Below are 14263 nucleotides of genomic sequence, written 5' to 3'. Positions count from 1 at the left end.
CCTGTATGCCGTCGCGCGGTTTTGGGGAGCATTTCATGAAGAGGGTACGGAGCCTGCTGGCGGCGACAGCGGCGATAGCGGCATTTGGAGGACCGGCCATCGCGGCCGATACGCCGCAATGGGTTCGGTATGCGGCCATCTCTCCGGATGGCGACGCCATCTCCTTCACCTATCGCGGCCAGATCTATGTGGTGGATGCGCAGGGCGGCCTCGCCGTGCCGGTGACTTCGCAGGGCTATTACAGCTATGGCGCCGTCTGGTCCCCCAATTCGGAAGAACTCGCCTTCGCCTCCGACATCAACGGCGATGACGACGTCTATGTCACCAATTTCGATACGGCGCGCCTGACGCGCCTCACCTGGTCCTCGCGCCCGGAAGTGCCGACCAGCTTCACGCCGGACGGCAAGGGCGTGCTCTACAACATGCTGCGCCTGGGTGACCCCAAGGCGTCGCTGCAGGGGCCGCAGAGCACCAAGCCGCAGCTCTACCAGGTGACGGTAGACACCGACGACCAGCAGCTTGTGCTGCCCAACTACGCGCAGCAGGCGGTGTGGAACCGCAGCCATACGCAGCTGCTCTATACCTATAATCCCTCGAACGACCCCGACACCCGCCAGCATCGCGTCGAGAGCAATGCGCGCCAGATCTGGCTCTTCGACGCCAGGAGCGGCAAGTATAGCCGCCTCGTCGAGGGCACGGCCGACATGCTCAACCCGGTCTGGGGACCGGAGGACAAGTCGGTCTATTATGTCAGCGAAGCCTCGGGTTCGCTCAACGTCTGGAAGCGCGACCTCGCCTCTGGCGAGGACACGCAACTCACGAACTTCACCGAATTCCCGGTCCGCTACCTCTCGGTCTCGGACAAAGGCGACGTGGCCTTTACCTATAACGGCCAGCTCCACCGCCTGTCGGCAGGCGAGACCGAGCCCAAGAAGCTCGAGATCGGCGTTCCCGAACAGCTCATGGACCAGGCCGAGCGTTTCGAGACGACTGCGACCAGCGAATTCGCCGCCTCCCCGACCGGTTCGCATTGGGCGGCCGTGGTCAATTCGGACGTGTTCCTGATCGACCGGAGCGGAGAATACCGGCAGATCACCAATACGCCCGAGCAGGAAAAGGACGTGACCTTTTCGCCCGATGGCCGCTGGCTGGCTTATGCCTCGCAGCGCGACCATGACTGGGGCCTCTACTTCGTCGAAGTGGCCCAGGACGGCCAGGGCGGCCTTCCCTTCGTGCACAACGAGGAAGCGATGCTCATCGAGGAGGGGCACAATTACTTTCAGCCCTCCTTCTCGCCCGACGGCAGCCGCGTGGCCTTCATCGCCGACCGTCGCGAGGTCAAGGTGCTCGACCTCGAGACGCAGGACGTGGCAACGCTCTTTGCGCCCGAGGATTACAATACCAGTTATGGTGACGGCGACCTGTGGTTCAGCTGGTCGCCGACCTCGCAGGACCTGCTGGTGCAATGGCGCCAGGTTCCGTTCTCGCCACTGTTCAAGGCAGGCATCGTGCCGGCCGACGGCTCGGGCCCGATCCAGCCGATCACCTCGGCCATCACCGACGTGACGATGGGTCTCTGGAGCCGCGACGCCACGCAGATCATCGGGCTCACCTCGATGTTCAGCCTGCGCACGATCGACCAGGGCGCGGTGCTGCGTGACTTCTACCGCGTGTTCCTCTCGGACGACGCGCGCGGCGACTTCATCGACGCTTATGAGGGCCTAATGCCGCAGCCGGGCACTGCACCGGAAGAAGGCTACGATGCCGACGAGGACGTGCCGCCCGGCGCCAAGCGCTACCCGTTCCAGGAGGCGCGGCCGAGCTATCTCGAAGGTCGGCTCTCCTCCTACAGCGAGCGCTTCCTCTTTGCGGCGGCGCTCGGTGACAACCGGCATCTGCTGACGCTCGCCGTCGACCCTGACGGTTCGCTGTCGGTGGATGCGATGGACCTGAAGAGCGGCGACGTGCAGGTTATCACCGATCTCAACAGCATCGAGGACATCCAGAGCGTTGCGTTGTTGCCTGAGCTCGACGTGCTCGACATCAAGGCGGCGAGCGGCGTCTATACGATCCCGCTGGCCGATCCGAGCCAGGTGCAGTTCACCCCGCTCAGCATCAGCTATTCGGCACAGCGCTCGGCACGTCGTGCCGCGACGTTCGAGCAGGTCTGGGCCGACATCAAGTACAAGTTCTATCGCCCCGATATCGAAGGTCGCGACTGGGACAAGATCGGCAGCAATTATCGCGCGTTCCTCTCGGATATCGCTACCGACCGCGAGCTGTCCGAGCTGATCGACGAGATGCTGGGCGAACTGAGTGCTTCGCACCTCTTCGTCTCGTTCAGCCAGCCGCCGCTGCGGCAGGCCCTGGCCACCCGTACCGGTGCTCTCGGCCTCTTCCCCGACTACGCCCATACGGGCGGCGGCGTGCGCATCGCCTCAGTGCAGCCGGGCGGGCCGCTGTCGCGTCCGAGCTTTGACCTCGAAGCCGGAGACTCGATCGTGGCCGTCAATGGCGTAGGCGTCGCCGGGATCAACGATCTCGACCGCCTGCTCAATGGCATGGTCAACAAGCCGATCGCCCTGACGGTGAGCCGCGTTGGCGAAGAGGGCGAGGATACGCTGACCGTGCGTCCGTTCGACGTACGCCAGGAAATCATGCTCAACCACAGCAACTGGGTGGATAGCCGGCGTGAGCTGACCAGCCAGCTTTCCAACGGCTGCCTCGCCTACCAGTACCTGCCCGAGATGAACAACGACGCCTATGTGAGTGCCTATGGCCGCCTGCTCTCGGAGAATTCCTCGAGCAAGGCCGCGCTCGTCGACGTGCGCTCGAACAGAGGCGGCAACCTGCACCGCCAGATGCTGACCTTCCTGTCGGGCGAGGCCTACGGCCAGGTCGGCTTCGAAGGCCGGCCGTGGGAAGTGGAGCCGCTGGACCGCTGGAACAAGCCGAGCACGGTGCTGATCGACACATTCTCGTATTCGGACGGCAGCGTGTTCCCGCAGGCCTACCAGGACATGAAGATGGGCTCGCTCGTGGGCGACAAGCTTCTGGGCACCGGTACGGGCGTCAACTACATCGAGTCCCCGCTGATGCCGGGCCTGGAATACGGTGTTCCGGTGCAGCCCTTCCGCAAGATGGACGGTTCCTACTACGAGAACCGCGAAATCACCCCGGAGGTGTGGGTGCCGTTCGACCCGAACATGGCCGCGCAGGGCAGGGACTACCAGCTCGAAATGGCCGTCGAGACGCTGATGGAGCAGCTCGGGCCGGATGCCTGCCCGGCGCCGGCGGCACAATAAGCACGGGACAAAGGCGGCGCCGAGGTGCCGCCTTTTTCTTTCCCCGCGTGCGAGCGGAGTTCACTCCCAGTCAAAACTGATTTCACTCCCGGACAGGACGCCGGCAGCCAAACCGGGCACGCTCCTCCTCAAGAATTGGGAGGCGCATATGCGGTTTTCAGGGAAGACGGCGCTCATCACGGGCGGCGGCACGGGCATCGGCGCCGCGGTGGCGCGGCGCATTGCGAGCGAAGGCGGCAACGTGGCGTTGGTCGGTCGCCGCAGAGAGCCGCTGGAGGCCGTGGCGCGCGAGATCGGGGCTTCGGTATTTCAGGCCGATGCCTCCGACGCCACCAGCATGAAGGCGGCCATTGCGGCGATCGTGGCCAAGTTCGGCGGGCTCGACATCCTCATCGCGAATGCCGGCGGGCACGGCGTGGGGCCGACGCTCACCATGTCGGACGAGACCTGGAACCTCGCCGTGCAGCTCAACCTCAACACCGCCTTCGTTAGCGCGCGGGAGAGCCTGCCTGAGCTCATCAAGTCCAGGGGCAATATCGTCGTGCTGGCTTCGATCGCCGGCCTCTTCGCCGGTCCGGATGCGGCCGGCTATGTGACGATGAAGCATGCCTGCATCGGCCTCGCCAAATCGCTGGCCCGCGACTACGGGCGCAAGGGCGTGCGTACGAATACGGTCTGCCCGGGCTGGGTGACGACCGCCATGGCTGACGACCAGATGCAGTTCCTGGTCGAAAAGCACGGCTTCAAGAGCGTGGACGAGGCCTATGCGCTGGTGACGCGGGATGTGCCGATGGGCCGCCCGGCCTCCGCGGAGGAAGTCTCCAACGTCGTCTGCTTCCTGGCTTCGCCCGAGGCGGCCATGGTCAATGGCGCCATCGTGACCGTGGACGGCGGAGCGTCGACCGTCGACCTGCCCACGCTGGCCTTTGTGCAATAACGAAAAGAACAAGGAGGAACCCAATGGCCGTCGAGAACCCCAAGGACTGGAAGACCTACGATCAGTTCGCCTATGGCATCGACACCAACCGCTTGCCGGCGACCAAGGCGCTGGCCGGAAGCAGGCACAGCGTCGTCTTCGAGGATGGCCGTCGCCTGGAGCTGGGCTTTGCCGATGGCTCGGTGACCTGGTCGGACGGAAAGGACAGCGCGAGCGATGCCTGCGAAGTCATCGAGGTGGCGCCCGACACCTATTTCATCGAGATCATCTTCGCCGGCCGGCCAAAGGATGCCGAGACGCTGATCCTCAACCTCAAGTCCAGAAGGGCGCTCTCGATCTATTCGCTGGTGCGCGAGAAGGAGGAGAGCGTCGGCGAGCCGCAGGTGGCGCAGGTGTTCCGGCCCGGTATCGTCGATGGCGGCCCGGCTACGGGCATGGTGCCGCAGGAAACGCGCGACCTCATCGGCCTGCGTGCGCATTTCACCTACAGCCCCAACCACGTCTACGAGCACACCTATCTCTCGTCCAAGCGCTATGCCTGGCAGAACCTGGTGGGCGTGCAGCGCGGGCACGGCGACGTCGATCTCGCGACCACTTACAAGTTCGACGAGGACCAGTACGTCTTCACCTTCCGCGAGTTCAAGATCGCGGTGGCCTCGACCTTCTTCTACAATTTCAAGGACCTGCGCTCGACCGGCAAGTTCCTCGGCATTACCGGGGACGGCCGCATCCAGAACAGCCCGGCCGGCGCGCATATCCGCAAGGTTTCGATGACCTATTACCTGCCGGGCCAGGAACCGGTGTGAGGAGTTTCAAGCATGCGCACTGCCTATGACGTGGTGAAAGCCCACTACGACGCCAACGATCGCCGCGACATGGACGGCATGCTGGCCGACATCGCGCCCGATTGCCGCTGGACCGAAATGGCCGGCTTCCCTTGCGCTGGCACCTATGTCGGGCGCGACGAAATCTTCCGCAACGTCTTCCTGGCGCTGGGGGAGATGTTCGATGGCTACAGCTTCAAGCTCGAACGGCTGCTTGATGCCGGCGAGGACGTGGTGGCAATCGGTGTCTACAACGGCACGAACAAGCGGACGGGGAAGGATTTCACCGCCCGCGTGGTGCATGTCTGGGGCGTGGCCGGGGACAAGATCCGGCGGTTCGAGCAGTTCACAGACACCTGGAGGGTAGTGGAGTCGATGCACTGACGGGGGCAGTGCAGGCTTCACGAACCCTCTCCGGCTGTGGGGTCGGAGAGGGTTTTCGTTGGGGCAACGCCTCAATTCACCCGCCGGCGGACCTCGCGCGGCGAAGCATCGAACCTTGCCCTGAAGGCCCGCGAAAAATGCGCGCTGGAGGAGAATCCCAGCGAAAACGCGATATCTGAGATCGACTGCGCTCGGTCGCCCGAGCACAGCCGCTCGCGCGCCTTTTCCAGCCTGAGGTTCCAGAGATAGTCGGCCGGAGTCGTGGCGTCGTCTTCGAAGGCGCGAAAGATGTAGCGGGGAGAGCAGCCCATGCGGCGGGCGATCTCGGCGACGGTGATGCCGGGATCGGCGAGATTGGCTTCGATATAGGCCTTCACGCGCTGCAAGAGTACCTGGCGGGAGGCTTTGGTGGGCTCCTGGCTCATGTCGCCCTCGAGCATGGTGTTGACGAGGCTGAGAAGCGTCTGCCCGACGCTGGCGCGGGCGGCATCATCGAGGCGGGCCGCTTCGCCGAGCGTCGTACGCATCAGGGAGAACAGCACCTGCTGCAGGCCGGCATGCCGCTCCTCACTGCGGAAGGGGCAGGTGAGGCGGTCGAGGATCGGCCGCGAAAAGGCGCCGCGGGGCATTTGCAGCAGAACCAGATCGACCGGGCCGGGATTGGAGAGCAGGTAGGGGCGCGTCGGGTCGTAGATGACGACGGCATCGGCGCTGACCCGGGCGCGGCGGCCATTCTGGCGTAACTCGGACAGGCCTTCGGTCTGGATGATGAGCTTGATGGCGTCCGGATCGTAGGAATGGAGCACGACGCGCTCGCCGAGGACATCATGCGCACCGGCGTGAAGGGCGGAGAGGCGGACATCGCCGAGATCGGTGGAGACGAGGCGCCGGTCGCCGCGCTCGCCCGGAAAGGCGAGGGTGACGTTGCCGAAGAGCGCGCGGGCAGCGGCGGCGAAATCCGGACCTTGGGCGTCGTGATACATGGGGAACGCTCCTATTGGGCGAGATAGGCGCCGTGGAGGATTTCGGGGTTTTCGCGCAGCGTGGCCGAAGGGCCGTCATAGACGAGACGCCCGCGTTCGAGGACCATGGCATGCTGGGCGAGATCAAGGGCGAGATTGGCGAACTGCTCGATGAGCAGCACGCCGATGCCCTGGCCAGCCGCGAGGGTGAGCGCTTCGGCGAGGCGGCGGACCACGGTCGGTGCGAGGCCGAGCGAGAGTTCATCCACGATCATGAAATCGGGGCGGGCGATGAAGGCCTGGCCCATGGCCACCATCTGCTTCTGGCCGCCCGACAGATCCGATGCCTGCTGGCGGCGGCGCTCCCCAAGCTCGGGGAAGATCGCGTAGACGCGGTCGAGGCCGGATTTCCGGGCTGCGGCAGTGGGATCGAGCGCGGCGACGAGGAGGTTATCCTCGACGCTCAACTGGCCGAGGACGCGGTGGCCTTCCGGCACGAGCGCTACGCCGCGGCGGCGGATGCGGTCGGAGGGGAGGCCGGTAAGGGCTTCCTCGCCCAATCGGACCTTGCCGCCATCGGTGGGGATGGCGCCGGCCATGGCCATGACGGTGGAGGACTTTCCGGCGCCGTTGGCTCCGAGCAGGGTTGAAATCCGGCCGGGGGCGACGGCGAAGCTAACGCCGTGGATGACGCGCTTGCCACCACGGGCGACTGTGAGATTCTCCACGAGGATCGAGCGGGCGACCATGGCTAGAATTCCCCCAGATAGGCGCGGCGGACATCCGGGCTGGCAAGCACCTCTTCGGTAGGGCCAAGCGCGAGCATGCGGCCATAGTCGAGCACCAGCGTTTCCGTGCACATCGAGCGGATGAGCTCGACGTCGTGATCGATGAGCAGCACCTGGGCGCCGAGTTCGCCGGGGATGCGCAGGATCATCTCGCGCAGGGTGGCGCTCTCTTCGTTGGTGAGGCCGGCGGCAGGCTCATCGAGGAGAATGAGACGCGGCTGGCCGATGAGGCATTTGCTCAATTCAACGAGGCGGCGCTGGAAGAGGTTGAGGGCGCGGCCGAGCGTATGGGCAGCACTGCGCAGGTTGGTGAAGGCAAGGGCCGCATCGACCGCCGCGGCGCGTTCGGAGGGCGCAACGACGTGATCGGCGATGGCGAAGAGGTTGCCGGCGACCGTGAGGTCTTCCACGACCTGCTCGGTCTGGAACGAGCGGCGCAGGCCCGATTTCACGCGGCCCCGCGGGTGTAGCGCGAGAAGGTCGCGGCCATCGACAGCGACCTTGCCGGCGGCGGGGCTGACGAAGCCGGAAAGGACGTTGAGCAGCGTCGTCTTTCCGGCGCCGTTGGGGCCGATCAGGCCCGAGACTGGCGCGGAGATGGTGGCCGTGAGGTTGTCGATGGGACGCACGCCGCCGAATTGCACGACGAGGTTTTCGATGGCGATCATGGCCTGGCTCCCCGGCGGGTCAGCCGTTCGATGAGGCCAGCGATCTGGCCGGCGATACCCGCTGGAGCGGTGGCGAGAGCCTGGAAAAGCGCGACGCCGAAAATGCCGATGGTGACGTAGCCGTCTATGCTCAGATCCGTGAGGAGGGCGGGCACGGCGCGCAACAGGAGGCCGGCAATGACGGCGCCGTACCAGTTGTAGACGCCGCCCACGACGGCGAGGGCAAAGAGGTTGAGGCTTTCGAACGCCGTGAAGGCGCGACCATCAAGCTGGCCGACATTGCCCGCCAGCAGCGCACCGGCGATGCCGGCGAGGAAGCCGGACAGGGCGAAGGCCCAGGCCTTGTAGGCGAGGACGTTGACGCCCGAGGCGATGGCCACGTGCTCGCCCTTGCGGATCAGCGCCCAGGCGCGGCCGGGCTTCGCCACCTTGTGCCATTGCGAGATGAGCAGGCCGAGCGTGGCGATCAGCGAGACATAGACGAAATAGGGCACGGAGCCTTGGGCGATATCCGGTCGCGGCAGCATGGCGCGGCCTGCACCATCGGCGCGACCGAGGAAGCCGGCACCGCCATCGGGAAAACCCCAGGCGCCGATAATCGTCTGGAAGCCACCGGCCAGCATGAGCGTGACGAGAGCGAGGTAGAGACCGCGCAGGCGCAGGGCGGGAATGCCGAAGATGAGGCCGACGATTGCGGCCACTGCGCCACCCGCGAGCATCGACAGCTCGAAGGGCGGATGCCAGGCGTGGCCAATGCGCAGCGTCACCCAGCCGCCGACGCCGACGAGCGCGAATTGGCAGAGCGAGACCAGCCCAAGCTGGCCGTAAAGGATGGCCAGGCCCGTCACCGAAAGCGAGAGGGCCACGGCCGAGGTGGCGGCGGTAAGCCAGAAGGAATTGGCGAAGACCGCGACCGCTAGCGTGAACACGGCCATCACGATGGGAATGGCGTAGAGTTCGCGAGGGATGCGGATGGTGGATGCGGGGGCCATGGGGCGCGCCAGGGTCTGGTTTTCAACACTCATCGGTCTTTGAGCGCCGCCTGTGCGGTGCTTCCCAAAATCATGACGGCCACGAGGGCGATGACGAACGGCGCGGCCGAGCGATAGGGCGAAATCCAGTCGATCGGCGTCAGCAGCGCTTCGGCGACGCCGATGCCGAGCCCGGCAAAGGCAGTGATCCAGAGCGAGCGCAACTGCCCGAGGATGGCGGCGGCAATGGCCGGAATGACGAGGAAGGTCAGGAACGTGCCTTGCAGGCGCACGAGGTCGGCCAGCAGCAGGCCACCGAGCCCGGCAAAGACGCCGGTGATGATCCAGGCGGCCGTTTCGGTGCGGGTGATGCGTACGCCCAGGATCGCCGAGAGGTCGCGATCATTGGCCAGTGCGCGCATGTCGAGCCCGAGGCGGGTGGTGTTGAGCAGCAGCGTGATGCCGGAGACGACGACGATCGACAGCACCAGCGCGATGATGCGCGTGAAGGTGAGGCGGACGCCGAACAGCGTCAGGTACATCTGGTCGGTCGGAAACTGCAGGCGGCGCGGCAGCTCGCCCCAGACCACACCCATGAGTGCGATGAGGAACAGCGCCAGCGCCAGCGTGCCGACGGCGCGGACCACGGTGTCGCGATAGGATAGCAGGGGGGCGAGGAAGCGCCCGTAGAGAAAACTGACGAGGGTCGAGGTCAGGACCGCCGCGAGGATGGCGAGCGGCAGCGGGTAGTCCCACTCCATGAGCTGCCAGGCCACATGCGCGCCAAGCGCACCGATGGCGCCGAACGCGAAGTTGAGCACGCCCGTGGCGCGGAAGAGGACCAGCAAACCCACGCCCGAAAGCGCGTAGACGGCGCCGATGCCGAGGCCCGAAATGATGAAAGGCAGGAAATTCATTGACCCGTCCCCGTGAGAGTGGCGCGTCCCCGGCATGCTGCTCCGGGGACGCGCTGGCGTCAGGACCTATTGGTTGATCCCGGCGCTCTTTTCGAAGGCGCGAATATCGGCCAGTTCCGGATCGGGCGAGGGAGCGCAATCGGAAACCACCTTCCACTTGCCGCCTTCGCTGACCGCCATGCGCGTGGTGCTGTTCGCGTTGTGGCGGGGCTGGTCGGCGCCGAAATACCAGGGCGCGCAGAAGATATCGCTCTTAAAGCCCTTGATGTCGGCCACGGCCTTGCCGGCGGTTTCGCGGGTGATGTTGGCCGGATCGATGCTCATCAGCGCCTTTTCAGCGATACGTGCAGCGAGATAGCCGGCCTGGGCGAAGGTATCGCGCGGGTCGCTCTTCTGGCCGTACTGGTCCATCACGGCGAGCCAGTTCTGGTTGTCGGGCGTGGTGGCCTCGAGGTCGTTGAACTCCATGTTCACGTAGAACTTGCCGTCCCAGCCCGGCCCGATGGTCTCGGGGACCGAGAGGTCATAGGCAGACGCAGCCGAGACGAACTTGATCTTCTCATTGAGACCCTGTTCCTCGGCAGCGACGAGCAACGGTACGGCCGAACCCTTGGACATACCGAGCACGATCACGTCCGGATTGGACGAGGCGGCCTGGAGCATGACCGAGGTGGAGTCGGCGCTGCCCTGGTCGATAAGGATGGTCGAGGCCGGGAAGCCCTTTTCCTTGGCGAGCAGCATCACGCCGTCGCAGGACCACGAACCTACGTTCGGGATGTTGGGGCCGATGCAGACCACCGACTTGGCACCGAGCTGGTCGAGCGCATAGCCCATGGCGCCGAGCATCGAGACGCGCGGGCCGGCATTGGTGGGCGCGATGGCCGACGCGAAGAAGCACTCGCGCGGGACGCCGACGCCGGCGACCACGGTGATGCCGGCCTTCTTGTAGAAATCGGCATTGGCCCCGCATTCCACGAACGAGGAATTGCCGACCATCAGCACGGCCTTCTGGTCATCGACCAGCTTGGCGGCGAGCTGGGCTGCGATCTCAGGGTTCCACTGGTCGTCCTCGACCATGTATTGCACCGGCCGCCCGTGAATGCCGCCATTGGCATTCAGGCAATCGAAATAGGCTTTGGCGGCACGGGTCGAGTTGGAAAAGTCGTCGGGGCCGGTCTTGCCTGTAATGGCGCCGATGATGATCGGCTCCCCGGTCGCTGCCTGTCCCGTGCCTTCGCCACAGACCGCCGCAGCGCTGGCGCCGCCGGCCGACATCAGGATGAAGGTCAGTCCTGCGGCGAGTGCCGCCAATTGCAGTTTCATTCGTTCCTCCTCCACTGATCGCTTCTTTCGCTCCGGCCGCCGCGATCAGACATTTGCGGCCGGAAGATTTCGTCGCCCCTGTCCCCGTCGCGTCCTCCACGCGCCGGGTGAAGGACGATCAGGCGCTAATGGCCTTGCCGGTGATGAAGGCGGCCGCACGAGCGGCGATCATCATCACGGGGGCGTTGGTATTGCCCGAAACCAGGTTGGGCATGATCGAGGCGTCGGCGACCCGCAGGTTCTCGACGCCGTGGACGCGCAGATCGGGTCCCACGACAGCCATCCTGTCCGCGGCCCGGCCCATGCGGGCGGTGCCGGAGGGGTGGAAAACGGTCTTGGCCGTCTGCCGGATGTAGTCGCGGAGCGCCGCCGGGTCCTTCTCGACGCCTGGCTTCGGCAGCACGCGGCGCTTGACCAGCCTGGCGAGGGCAGGGGCTTCGAGGATGCGGATGGCAAGCTGGACGCCGCGCACCAGCGTCTCGATATCGGCCGGATCGGAGAGGGCATTGGCGTTGAAGAGCGCCGGATCGCCGGGATTGGCCGAGCGCAGCTTGACCGTGCCGCGCGAGCGCGGACGCAGGAAGCATGGGCCGATGGACAGTCCGTGGCCGGGCTCGGGATCGCGATCGACGAAGCCGATCAGCGTCGGAATGACGTGGAACTGGATATCAGGCTGGCCAACGCCCGCCGTATCGGCAAAACCGCCGGCCTCGACGACGTTGGACGCGAGTATGCCTTTGCGGGTGAGGACGTATTCGAGCATGTGCAGGGCGGCTTTCACGCCCTTGTCCTGTCCCAGCAGCGAGATGGGATCGCGCGTTTCGCCCTGCACCGGGACTTCCAGGTGATCCTGGAAGTTCTCGCCCACGCCCGGCAGGTCCGCGACGACCGGGATGCCGAGGCTCGAAAGGTGCTCGGCATCGCCGATACCGGAAAGCTGCAGGATTTTCGGGGTGGCGATGGCGCCTGCGGAGAGGATGACTTCGCGGTCGGCGCGGTATTGCGTGCCGTCGAGCAGCATGATGCCGGTCGCGCGATTGCCCTCGAAGGTGATGCGAGCGACCTTGCGCTCGGTGAGGATGGTCAGGTTGCGGCGGCTCTCGGCCTCGCGCAGGAAGGCCTGCGCCGAGCTCCAGCGGCGGCCATTGTGGGTCGTGCTCTGGTAGAAGCCGACGCCCTCCTGCTCCTCACCGTTGAAATCCGCATTGGCCTTGAGGCCAGCTTCCTGCGCGGCGTCGACGAAGGCGCGCGTCAGCGGATGGCGGTGACGCGGGTTGGAGACGAAGAGCGTGCCGCCTTGGCCGTGATAGGCGCCGTTGAACGCCTCGTTGTTCTCGAGCGAGCGGAAGGCAGGGAGCACTTCCTCGTAGGACCAGCCGGGGCAGCCGGACTGCGCCCAGGTGTCGTAGTCGTTCCGGTGTCCCCGGATATAGATCATGGCGTTGATCGAGGACCCGCCGCCGAGCACATTGCCCTGCGGGACGATCGAGGGGCGTCCGTTGAGACCCTTTTCGGGCTCGGAGGCGTAGGGATGCACCGCCTCGCCCTTCTCCAGCACCTTGAAGAAGGTCGCGGGGATGTGGATCCAGGGATCGGTGTCGTGCTTGCCGGATTCGATGAGCAGCACCGTGCAGGACGGATCTTCGGAGAGCCGGTTAGCCAGCACGCACCCTGCCGAACCGCCGCCAACGATGATGTAATCGTAGCGTTCCATGGCTCAGCTCAGGACCGTCTGGGCGACAGTCAGTTCCTTGAGGCCTTCGACGCCGAACTGCACGCCGATGCCGGATTGCTTGATGCCGCCATGCGGCGCATTGGGTTGGATGGCGCCGTGCTTGTTGACCCAGGCGATGCCGCATTCGAGCCGGCCGGCCAGTTCGCGTGCCTTTTCGATATTGCTGGACCAGATCGAGCCGCCGAGGCCGACCGGCAGGCTGTTGGCGCGCTCGATGACCTCGTCGATATCCGCGTAGCGGATGATCGGGAGTGCAGGGCCGAACTGCTCCTCATCAACCAGCCGGAAACCGTGGTCGACATCGGCCACCAGGGTAATCGGATAGAAATAGCCGGGTCGCTCCATGGGCGCGCCGCCGGTCAGGATGCGTCCGCCCCTGGCGCGGGCGTCCTCGACGAGGTCGCGCACCTTGTTGAACTGCATCTCGTTCTGGATGGGGCCGAGGATCGAGGCTTCGTCCTGGCCGTCGCCGATGGTGACGGTGCGGGCGTAGGCGGCGAGCTCATCGCAGACGGCGTCATAGAGGCTGTCATGGACGTAGAGGCGCTTGAGGGCCGAGCAGGTCTGGCCGTTGTTGATGAACGCGCCCCAGAAGAGGCCCTGCGCGATCTGCTTCGGATCGGCATCGCCAAGGACGATGCCGGCGTCGTTCCCGCCGAGCTCCAGCGTCAGGCGCTTGAGCGTCGCGGCGGCCGAGGCCATCACCTTGCGACCGGTCTCGGCCGAGCCGGTAAAGGTCATCTTGTCAATACCCGGATGCGCCGTCATCAGGGCGGCGAGCGCGTTGTCGCCCGTGATGACGTTGACGACGCCCGGCGGCAGCACCTCGTTGACCAGCTCGATCATGCGAATGGTCGAAAGCGGCGTCTGCGGCGATGGCTTGAGGACCACGGCATTGCCGGCGCGGATGGCGGGGATGATGTGCCAGGAGGCGATCATCACCGGCCAGTTCCACGGCGTGATCGAGCCGACGACGCCGATCGGCTTGCGATGCAGCTCTACGCGCCCTTCGTTATTGTCCTGGAGGATTTCGACGGGCAGCGTCAGGTCGGCGGTGTAGCGGGTCCAGGCGAGAGTGCCGCCCATCTCGAAGCGCGAACCGAGGCCGTTGAGCGGCTTGCCCTGTTCGAGCGTGAGGAGCAGAGCCAGCTCTTCCTGGTGGGCGGCGATGATATCGGCGACCGCGTGGCAGGCCTTCTTCCGTTCGGCGTCGCTTGTGCGGCTCCACAACCTGAAGGCACGCGCGGCCGCCTGGACCGCGAGATCGAGCTGTGCGGGCGTGGCCAGGGGCATCAGCCCGACGGTTTCGCCGGTCGAGGGGTTCCTGACTTCGACATGAGCGACGGTCTCGACGCGCTTGCCGTCGATCACAAGGGCATAGGGATTCAATTCGGGCTCCTCCCAGAACTGAGAGGAGTATGAATCGCCGGCCGGAACGCGTCTTGGAGA

The 14263-nt window shown here is 65.5% G+C and carries 12 protein-coding genes; 4 read left to right on the top strand and 8 right to left on the bottom strand.

Annotated elements, in window-relative coordinates:
- The first annotated feature begins 35 nt into the window (after nt 1-35).
- From JNE37_RS00925 to JNE37_RS00910, 4 genes are all read left to right on the top strand, one after another.
- Nucleotides 36-3305 (top strand): S41 family peptidase, encoded by a 3270-nt coding sequence (locus JNE37_RS00925; RefSeq protein WP_203065029.1) that lies wholly within the window; start codon nt 36-38, stop codon nt 3303-3305.
- 148 nt (nt 3306-3453) lie between these two features.
- Nucleotides 3454-4242 carry an SDR family NAD(P)-dependent oxidoreductase gene (locus JNE37_RS00920; protein WP_035089494.1) on the top strand — a complete coding sequence of 263 codons (789 nt, stop codon included), beginning with the start codon at nt 3454-3456 and terminating at the stop codon, nt 4240-4242.
- A 23-nt stretch (nt 4243-4265) separates the two neighbouring features.
- A complete protein-coding gene (locus tag JNE37_RS00915) occupies nt 4266-5048 on the top strand; it encodes a MoaF C-terminal domain-containing protein (RefSeq protein ID WP_203065028.1) in 783 nt (260 codons plus the stop codon).
- A 12-nt stretch (nt 5049-5060) separates the two neighbouring features.
- Nucleotides 5061-5450: a nuclear transport factor 2 family protein gene (locus JNE37_RS00910; protein WP_203065027.1), complete on the top strand. Its 390-nt coding sequence runs from the start codon at nt 5061-5063 to the stop codon at nt 5448-5450.
- Nucleotides 5451-5521: 71 nt separating this feature from the next.
- Here JNE37_RS00910 and JNE37_RS00905 read toward each other — a convergent pair whose 3' ends face one another.
- The 8 genes from JNE37_RS00905 to JNE37_RS00870 all read right to left on the bottom strand — a co-directional run bounded on the left by JNE37_RS00905 (nt 5522) and on the right by JNE37_RS00870 (nt 14203).
- Nucleotides 5522-6433, bottom strand: a complete 912-nt coding sequence (locus JNE37_RS00905; RefSeq protein WP_203065026.1) for a helix-turn-helix domain-containing protein — start codon at nt 6431-6433, stop codon at nt 5522-5524.
- An 11-nt stretch (nt 6434-6444) separates the two neighbouring features.
- The gene (locus JNE37_RS00900; protein ID WP_203065025.1) at nt 6445-7161 is read right to left on the bottom strand and encodes an ABC transporter ATP-binding protein; all 717 of its coding nucleotides are present in this window, start codon (nt 7159-7161) and stop codon (nt 6445-6447) included.
- A 2-nt stretch (nt 7162-7163) separates the two neighbouring features.
- Nucleotides 7164-7868 carry an ABC transporter ATP-binding protein gene (locus tag JNE37_RS00895; RefSeq protein WP_203065024.1) on the bottom strand — a complete coding sequence of 235 codons (705 nt, stop codon included), beginning with the start codon at nt 7866-7868 and terminating at the stop codon, nt 7164-7166.
- The gene (locus JNE37_RS00890; protein ID WP_379125131.1) at nt 7865-8860 is read right to left on the bottom strand and encodes a branched-chain amino acid ABC transporter permease; all 996 of its coding nucleotides are present in this window, start codon (nt 8858-8860) and stop codon (nt 7865-7867) included. The genes JNE37_RS00895 and JNE37_RS00890 overlap by 4 nt, the downstream gene beginning before the upstream one ends.
- Before the next feature lie 29 nt (nt 8861-8889).
- Nucleotides 8890-9756, bottom strand: a complete 867-nt coding sequence (locus tag JNE37_RS00885; RefSeq protein ID WP_035027638.1) for a branched-chain amino acid ABC transporter permease — start codon at nt 9754-9756, stop codon at nt 8890-8892.
- A gap of 66 nt (nt 9757-9822) precedes the next feature.
- Nucleotides 9823-11079 (bottom strand): ABC transporter substrate-binding protein, encoded by a 1257-nt coding sequence (locus JNE37_RS00880; RefSeq protein WP_035027635.1) that lies wholly within the window; start codon nt 11077-11079, stop codon nt 9823-9825.
- Between the two features lie 118 nt (nt 11080-11197).
- Nucleotides 11198-12793 (bottom strand): GMC family oxidoreductase, encoded by a 1596-nt coding sequence (locus JNE37_RS00875; RefSeq protein ID WP_203065022.1) that lies wholly within the window; start codon nt 12791-12793, stop codon nt 11198-11200.
- 3 nt (nt 12794-12796) lie between these two features.
- Nucleotides 12797-14203: an aldehyde dehydrogenase family protein gene (locus JNE37_RS00870; protein WP_203065021.1), complete on the bottom strand. Its 1407-nt coding sequence runs from the start codon at nt 14201-14203 to the stop codon at nt 12797-12799.
- Nucleotides 14204-14263: the final 60 nt, after the last annotated feature.

Source organism: Paradevosia shaoguanensis (genome assembly GCF_016801025.1).
In the GTDB taxonomy this organism is placed as follows: Bacteria; Pseudomonadota; Alphaproteobacteria; order Rhizobiales; family Devosiaceae; genus Paradevosia; species Paradevosia shaoguanensis.
The sequence above is the reverse complement of the archived record's forward strand: the minus strand, read 5'-3'. Positions and strand labels throughout refer to the sequence as shown.